The sequence below is a fragment of the Halomonas rhizosphaerae genome (assembly GCF_030010555.1).
Lineage (GTDB): Bacteria > Pseudomonadota > Gammaproteobacteria > Pseudomonadales > Halomonadaceae > Halomonas > Halomonas rhizosphaerae.
Genome location: NZ_JASCQP010000031.1, coordinates 41131 through 48257 on the forward strand (window position 1 = coordinate 41131; position 7127 = coordinate 48257).

At 48.8% G+C, this 7127-nt stretch carries 6 protein-coding genes; 5 read left to right on the top strand and 1 reads right to left on the bottom strand.

Features of this window, described 5'->3' with window-relative positions; all coding sequences use genetic code 11:
* Window positions 1-103 precede the first annotated feature (103 nt).
* From QLQ83_RS14965 to QLQ83_RS14985, 5 genes are all read left to right on the top strand, one after another.
* On the top strand, window positions 104-604 hold the full coding sequence (locus QLQ83_RS14965; protein WP_282736318.1) for a VOC family protein: 501 nt from the start codon (window positions 104-106) through the stop codon (window positions 602-604).
* A 785-nt stretch (window positions 605-1389) separates the two neighbouring features.
* A complete protein-coding gene (locus QLQ83_RS14970; RefSeq protein WP_282736319.1) occupies window positions 1390-1938 on the top strand; it encodes a hypothetical protein in 549 nt (182 codons plus the stop codon).
* A 124-nt stretch (window positions 1939-2062) separates the two neighbouring features.
* Complete coding sequence (locus tag QLQ83_RS14975; RefSeq protein WP_282736320.1) at window positions 2063-2746, top strand: hypothetical protein; 684 nt, start codon at window positions 2063-2065, stop codon at window positions 2744-2746.
* Between the two features lie 166 nt (window positions 2747-2912).
* A complete protein-coding gene (locus tag QLQ83_RS14980; protein WP_282736321.1) occupies window positions 2913-4478 on the top strand; it encodes an ATP-dependent nuclease in 1566 nt (521 codons plus the stop codon).
* Complete coding sequence (locus tag QLQ83_RS14985; RefSeq protein WP_282736322.1) at window positions 4463-5497, top strand: DEAD/DEAH box helicase family protein; 1035 nt, start codon at window positions 4463-4465, stop codon at window positions 5495-5497. The genes QLQ83_RS14980 and QLQ83_RS14985 overlap by 16 nt, the downstream gene beginning before the upstream one ends.
* A 407-nt stretch (window positions 5498-5904) precedes the next feature.
* Here QLQ83_RS14985 and QLQ83_RS14990 read toward each other — a convergent pair.
* Window positions 5905-7067 (bottom strand): IS3 family transposase gene (locus tag QLQ83_RS14990; protein WP_282734270.1). Its coding sequence is split into 2 segments (ribosomal slippage): window positions 5905-6809 and window positions 6809-7067, totalling 1164 coding nucleotides; the frame shifts between segments, so codons are not numbered across the junction.
* Between the last annotated feature and the right edge of the window lie 60 nt (window positions 7068-7127).

Consider the following 7127-nt stretch of genomic DNA (forward strand, 5'->3'; position numbering starts at 1 on the left):
GTAGCGCACCAGGGTGAATCGGCGTCGGCCACTTGGCAGTGGCCCTGTGCCTGGAGGAAAGCCACCGGGCAATACTCGACCTGCAGCCATGAGGGAGGAAACCATGACGACGATTGCCAAGAACACGATTTGCCTGTGGTACGAGCGCGATGCCGAGGAGGCGGCGAGGTTCTACGCCAGCACCTTTCCCGACTCCGCCGTCGGTGCGGTCCATCGCGCACCGGGAGACTACCCGGCGGGCAAGCAGGGTGATGTCCTGACCGTCGAGTTCACCGTGATGGGCATACCCTGCCTGGGGCTGAACGGTGGGCCAGGCATCCAGCACAACGAGGCGTTCTCGTTCCAGGTGGCCACCGAGGACCAGGCCGAGACCGACCGCTACTGGAAGGCGATCGTCGGAAACGGCGGCCAGGAAAGCGAGTGCGGCTGGTGCAAGGACAAGTGGGGCATCTCCTGGCAGATTACCCCCATCGCGTTGACCAGGGCCTACACCAGCCCCGACCGCGCCGCCGCCAAGCGGGCGTTCGATGCCATGATGACGATGAAGAAAATCGACATCGCCGTGATCGAAGCGGCGGTTCGTGGCGAGAAGCCGGCGGGCTAACCCCTACATGCTGGGGAAGGGGCTGCGTGCCGCCGCTGAGGCTGAGTGTTAAACCGCTCACACACCAAGCCCCCGAGTCAGTCACCTGGCTCGGGGGCCTTGCGTTTGGGCGCCTGATGCTTCGGCGGCCGGTATGGATGCCGACACCAGTTGAGCCTCACCTGCGACCAATCGCGGTGTGGCATCCATCGGCACTCTCGCATACGCTGAGTGTTTAAGGTCGCTTAGACGATCAGGCGATATGCCACCAACAAGCAGCGCAGGGACTACCGCAGGGATGGCAGGGAGCCATCATGGCTTGCCTGGTAGGGGCGGTAGCGTGCCCGATGGCCACTCTTGTTGCCGCAATTGCTCGAGCCATTCTGCCTGACGATAACACTGGGGCATTTGCACTCTGGTAGGAGCCCGATTTATCGGGCGATCTTACCACCGAAGCTCACTTCGTTACTTATGTATCCAATCACAATTTGTTCTTCGTTGTGAGGGTTTAGCGTTTCACCCGCAAGGTGGTCTTGACCCTGTCCATCAGCTTCGTCGGTTTGCTGTGCGTATCCATACTCCTATCCTCTCGATGCATGGATGTACATACAGTATTATTGGCACTGGCAAAACGCGCAAGCGTGCGAATTCTGTATAGGTGGCCAAGGTTTCCTTTGGGTTTCATGAAATCAAAGGGTTAGCTGAGGAAAGGTTGCGCTGATAAGATTGTTGAACACGCATGCTCGTTCAAGTCAATAAACGTGCGAGCTGTCTAATACCTGTTAGCCAGAAGAAAGAGTATCGAGATGTCAGTACATATAGATCAATTCGCAATATACGCAGCCAAGATTTTTGAGGTTCTCTATGACTCGTTTCCAATTTCAGCTCGACTCGATAGGAATTCAATAATCTCTGAATATCTTACTTTTGATCAGAGCGAAGAGTTGAAGAATCTCAAAATGAAGAACGACTTCGCCGATATCGTCGAAATGACAGATGACGAAGAGTTGAAAAGCAGGGTTAGGCAACAAATTCCGGCTGTTAAAGAAAAAATTAATGTATTAGAGAATGAGCAGCGCTACGACAGGCACCGCCAAGAAGCAATATACGAAGGGACTCTCGAATTCCTGATCTCTGAACAACTATTGAGAGAGCTCGAATCCGGAGGCTATCAACTGACATCAAAGGGATTCTCCCATCTGAACATGGTGTTCGAGAGCGGTAAAATATCTGACGATAGAAGATCGAATATAGCCATTCTGAAAACGATATTTGAAAAATCATCAGATACCTCCCTGCAAGTTGCGGCAAGTACGGCGGTAAATGTAATTACTCGGATGATTGGGTATGGCTAACAAGCGCTTCCAGACTGACGCCAAAACCTACGCGTTTTTGTGTTACTCGCTGCGCTCAAACAATAACACAAAAAAGCTTCGGCTTTGGCGCAGCTGAAGCGGGCGTTAGGCAGGGGAGGGATTGATGGAGTGGTTTACCGTATTCTTCGACCAGTACGTTGGAGTGAAGGGGGCCGTATGGGGTCTCGCAGGCATTCTAGCCGCTGTCTGGCAAAACCGGATCAAATTGCGGGATCAGCACTCGTTCGAACGACAATCCGCCGTTTTGCAACATCAACTTGACCTTGCAAAGTCAGAGGTTGCTCATAAGAGGAAGGAAAGCGAGCTACTACTTGCCAGCTTGGCTGACAAGGACAAGGCGTTGTTCGAGCAGCTCATAAAGCGCCGAGGCGAGATCATCGACGAGAACTACAAGCTGCTCGTGGCTCTGTACAAAGCCTGTAGAGACACTCTGGAGCCCGACTACTTCGGGCGGAAGAAGCTTGGCACTAAAGAAGCCTACGAGGCCGCCTTGCCTAAGTTCGACGAGTACAAGGCTCACTTCGATCGGAACAAAATCTACATCACGAAAGAAACGGCTCAAAAGGTTACCGGGTATCTCTTAGAGGTGTTCAATGCCCTGACTGAGGCGCGCGTCTTGTGGCAGAACGGCGCACGCTTTGATGGAGGCGAACCTGCGCCAGAGCTGCAACGCCTGTTCAATCAAATAGAGGGGGAACTGTCTGAAGCCAAGGCGGTCATCGAAGAGGAGTACCGACGCTATCTAGGATCTCACATTGAACCGTTCTGCATCTCCGCGCGCTCGTGAAGTCGCGGTTAATCCTGCATCGTCCTAGACCTGTTCGCTGCCCCATTCAGGATTTGGAGCGGCGGCGAACAAAATGCGCGAGTGAAGGCACGTTGCCTAATGCCTGTTATACGGGCAACCGAAACATGTGCGTGTATTGCCTTGATGACTCATGAGGAAGTGAGAAATGCAATATATTAAAAAGCTCAAGCTTTTCAACTTTAAAAGATTTAGACAATTTGAGGTTGAGTTTAGCTCTGAGACTAATACGATAATTGGTGATAATGAGTCAGGAAAAAGCTCGATTCTTCAAGCGATAGAGCTAGTGGCGAGTGGTAGTCGAAACAAGGTAGAGACCATTGGCATTGAATCAATCCTAAATAAAGATGCTATCGCTGAATTTTTTACTACCGACAAGTCTTTTGAAAAGCTTCCAGAAATACATGTAGAAATTTATTTAAGTAATGATGGCAATCCCGATCTCGTGGGAAAGCACAATTCAGATAATGCTAGCTTAAGCGGATTGCACATGATTTGCCATCCGAGTGAAGATCTTGCTGCCGAGATAAATCAGGTCCTTGCTGAAGAAAACGAAAATTTTCCGTTTGAATATTATGTGGTCAAGTTTGTGACATTTAATGGAGAGGCCTATTCTGGATATCGCCGTTTCCTAAAGTGTTTAACTATTGATGGCTCACAAATCAATAGCGAATATGCAAACAGGGAATATACAAAGTCCGTATATGATTCAACTGTTGATCATGCAACTAGAGTTAGGCTAAAAAACGAATACCGCCATCATAAGACTCAGTTTAAAGAAAACAATTTAAAAGAAGTTAACGATAGGCTAGGGGACTATGAATTTTCAGTTCGCTCTGGGTCAAAGTTTAATTTAGAGACTGATATAGCTCTTATTCAAGATCAAATTCCGATAGATGAAAGAGGAAAGGGTCAGCAATGCTTCATAAAAACCGAGTTCGCGTTAAGTAGAAATGCAGACAAGAAATCTATAGACACTCTGTTGTTAGAAGAGCCTGAAAATCATTTAAGCCATTCCAACATGAAGAGGCTGATCTCAAAAATATCGGACTCTCACCAAAATCAAATCATTATTGCTACACACAATAGCCTAATCAGCACACGCCTAGATTTGCGATATTCGATACTACTCAATAGCTCTAGTGATAGCCCTCTAATGCTTAAAAACCTTTCATCGTCAACAGCCAAGTTTTTTATGAAGGCCCCTGACAACAATATTCTAGAGTTTGTTCTTTCAGCCAAGGTTATCCTGGTAGAAGGCGATGCCGAATACATGCTGTTGGATACACTATATTCTCGAGAAACGGGTAGAAGTCTCGATGAAGACTCTGTTCATGTAATTTCTGTTGGCGGGACTAGTTTTAAACGGTACATGGAGTTAGCAAAAACGTTGGGGATAAGAGTCGCAGTGATTCGTGATAATGACGAAGATTATCAATCCAATTGTGTAGACAATTATGAGGATCATGTTGCTGACCATATCAAGGTATTTTCAGATGCAGACAATACCCGATACACATTTGAGGTCTGCATGTATCAAGACAATAAATCCATTTGCGATAAATTGTTTTCAGGAGGAAACATAAAAAAGCAACCTCTTGAGTTTATGCTAGACAATAAGGCTGAGGCTGCATTTAGACTTGTAGACCATTATGAAGAAAATTTAGATATACCAAGATATATTAAGCAGGCCATTGCATGGATAAACGAGTAATCTTTGCTGTCGCTGGTTCAGGTAAAACATCAAGCATCATTGATAGAGTAGAAGAAGACAGTCGATGTCTCATTGTGACGTATACCGACAATAATACTAAGCACCTTAGAAACAGAATAATTCAAAAGTTAGGAAAAATTCCGGCAGGAGTTCGAGTATATTCTTATTTTACATTTTTGTACTCATTTTGCTATAGGCCCTTATGCGGCTACGAAGTGAAAACAAAAGGGATCAACTTTAACTATCCATTGCCAATGGATTCTCAGCGAAGCGCCAAAGATACTAGGAAACACTACTTTGACAAAAACGATCGACTTTTTGCAAGCCGTGTAGCCAAATTGTTAATCGAATTTGACGTTGTTCCTGAAGTGATAGAACGAATAGAGACATTTTTTGATCTCGTATGCATCGACGAAGTTCAGGATTTTGCAGCTAACGATTTTAACTTTATATGTACTCTAGCTAATATAAATGTTGAGATGCTTCTTGTAGGGGATTTCTTTCAACACACATTCGATACCAGCAGAGACGGAAATACTCAAAAAAATCTACACGGCTGCTTCCGTAAATATTGTAAAAAGATATCTAATGCCGGATTTTCTGTTGACTTGGAATCACTGTCTCACAGTTATCGTTGTAGCCCAAGCGTATGTTCTTTTGTGGAAAGCGAGTTGGAAATTGAAATTCAGTCTAATCGTAAAGATCAAGTAGAAGTCCGCCTCGTTGACGACAGTCAGGAGGTTGAAGATATCTATTTTAATGATTCCATAGTTAAGCTGTTTTATCAGAAAAGCAATTCCTACTATGGGTACAATGAAAATTGGGGGAATACTAAAGGTCTTGATCACTTTCAGGACGTATGTGTGGTACTTAACCCAACGACTTTTAGAGCCTTTGAGTCTGGTCAGCTAGCTCAGTTGCCTCCAACTACTAGAAATAAGCTTTATGTAGCCTGTACCAGAGCTAAAGGTAACTTGTACTTTGTAAGCGAAAAAATGTTAAAGAAGTACAGGGTGTGATTTTGTGATCGCTATATTTTGATAGACAATGAATGGATAAGGTCATTACATACGTCCCGTATAACAAGGCGCTGCTGTCGGACAAATTTTCCGCTGCGCTCCAAATCTGCCGCAGAGCGCGGCGTTAACTGTCTCTATCAATGAAAGTCGTAACCTGGAACTGTAATGGCGCACTCAGACGAAAGCTTGCAGAAGCAGATAGCTTGCGAGCTGATGTCTTGGTGGTTCAGGAATGTGAAGATCCTGCGCTGTCGACCCCCGAATATAGAGAGTGGGCCGGTTCTTACCTGTGGGTGGGCGAGTCAAAAAGTCGCGGCATCGGCATTTTTCCGCGAAACGGTCATCGAGTCGAAAAGTTAAATTGGAGTGGCAGCTTTTGATCTTACCCAGCATTGGTGGACACCGGTCTAAGCGATCATTTGGGCCTCAAAGGCCTCTGGACTGATCATCCCGATTGCACTGTGTCGGCGTTGCCGGTTGTAGTCCAACTCAATGTATTCGAATACCTGCCGACGCATCGCCTCACGGGTCACGAACCGCTCGCCGTGGATGGCTTCGACCTTGAGGCTGTGAAAGAAGCTCTCAGCGCAGGCATTGTCGTAACAGTTGCCCTTGGCGCTCATGCTGCACTTGAGACCGTGACGCATCAGCAGCGACTGGTACAGCGTCGAGCAGTACTGGCTCCCGCGGTCTGAATGGACAATTACGCCTTTGGGCATCTTCCGGCTCCACAGGGCCATTTTCAGGGCATCGCTGACCAGGTCAGCCGTCATGCGTTCGCTCATCGCCCAGCCGATCACCTTGCGTGAGTACAGATCAATCAGCACCGCCAGATAGAGCCAGCCTTCACCCGTTGCCAGGTAGGTGATGTCGCCGACCCATTTCTGATTCGGTGCCGTAGCGGTGAAGTCCTGCTCCATCAGGTTCGGTGCGACTGGCAGGCCATGCCGTGAATTCGTGGTGGCCTTGAACTTGCGAGCGGCTTTCGCCCGCAGGTTTTGCCGACGGAGGCTGGCGGCCACAGTATTACGGCAGATGGGTACGCCAGCATCGTTCAGGTCGCGGGTCAGCCTGGGGGCGCCTGAGCGCCCCTTGCCCTGTTCGAAGGCCTGAGCCACGCGCTGATCCGTGATCGTTTGTCGGCGGCGGCGGGAAGACGGTTCACCACCACGCTGTCGCCAGGCGTAGTAGCCGCTGCGGGCGACACCGAGAAACGCGCACATCCGATGAACGCTGAAGGCCTGACGGTGCTGCTCGATGAAGGCGTACTTCACTTCAGGCTCTTCGCGAAGTACACCGCGGCTTTTTTTGCGATTTCAAGCTCTTCCGACTTCTCAGCCAGCTGACGCTTGAGCCGCGCATTCTCGTCAGCCAAGGCCTGCTCGCGAGCCGAGACGGTTTGCTGCTGCTGGGCCTTGGCTCGCCATTGATAGAGCTGGCTGGACTGAAGCCCCAGCTCGCGAGCGGCGGCACTGGTGCCAACACGATCAGCGAGTGCCAGGGCCTCGTCCTTGTAGGCCTGGGAGTAACGGGTACGGGTCTTCTTCATCGCCGCTGCTTGCCTTGCCATGGGGTCACCTCGTTCAGTGTACTGCCTTAACGGGGTGTCCACTGTTGCTGGGCAAGATCA

What these genes read in the sequence shown, in the direction of transcription:
- QLQ83_RS14985 (WP_282736322.1), top strand. Translation starts at nt 4,463, where the DNA reads ATGGATAAACGAGTAATCTTTGCTGTCGCTGGTTCAGGTAAAACATCA.
- QLQ83_RS14965 (WP_282736318.1), top strand. Translation starts at nt 104, where the DNA reads ATGACGACGATTGCCAAGAACACGATTTGCCTGTGGTACGAGCGCGAT.
- QLQ83_RS14975 (WP_282736320.1), top strand. Translation starts at nt 2,063, where the DNA reads ATGGAGTGGTTTACCGTATTCTTCGACCAGTACGTTGGAGTGAAGGGG.
- QLQ83_RS14980 (WP_282736321.1), top strand. Translation starts at nt 2,913, where the DNA reads ATGCAATATATTAAAAAGCTCAAGCTTTTCAACTTTAAAAGATTTAGA.
- QLQ83_RS14970 (WP_282736319.1), top strand. Translation starts at nt 1,390, where the DNA reads ATGTCAGTACATATAGATCAATTCGCAATATACGCAGCCAAGATTTTT.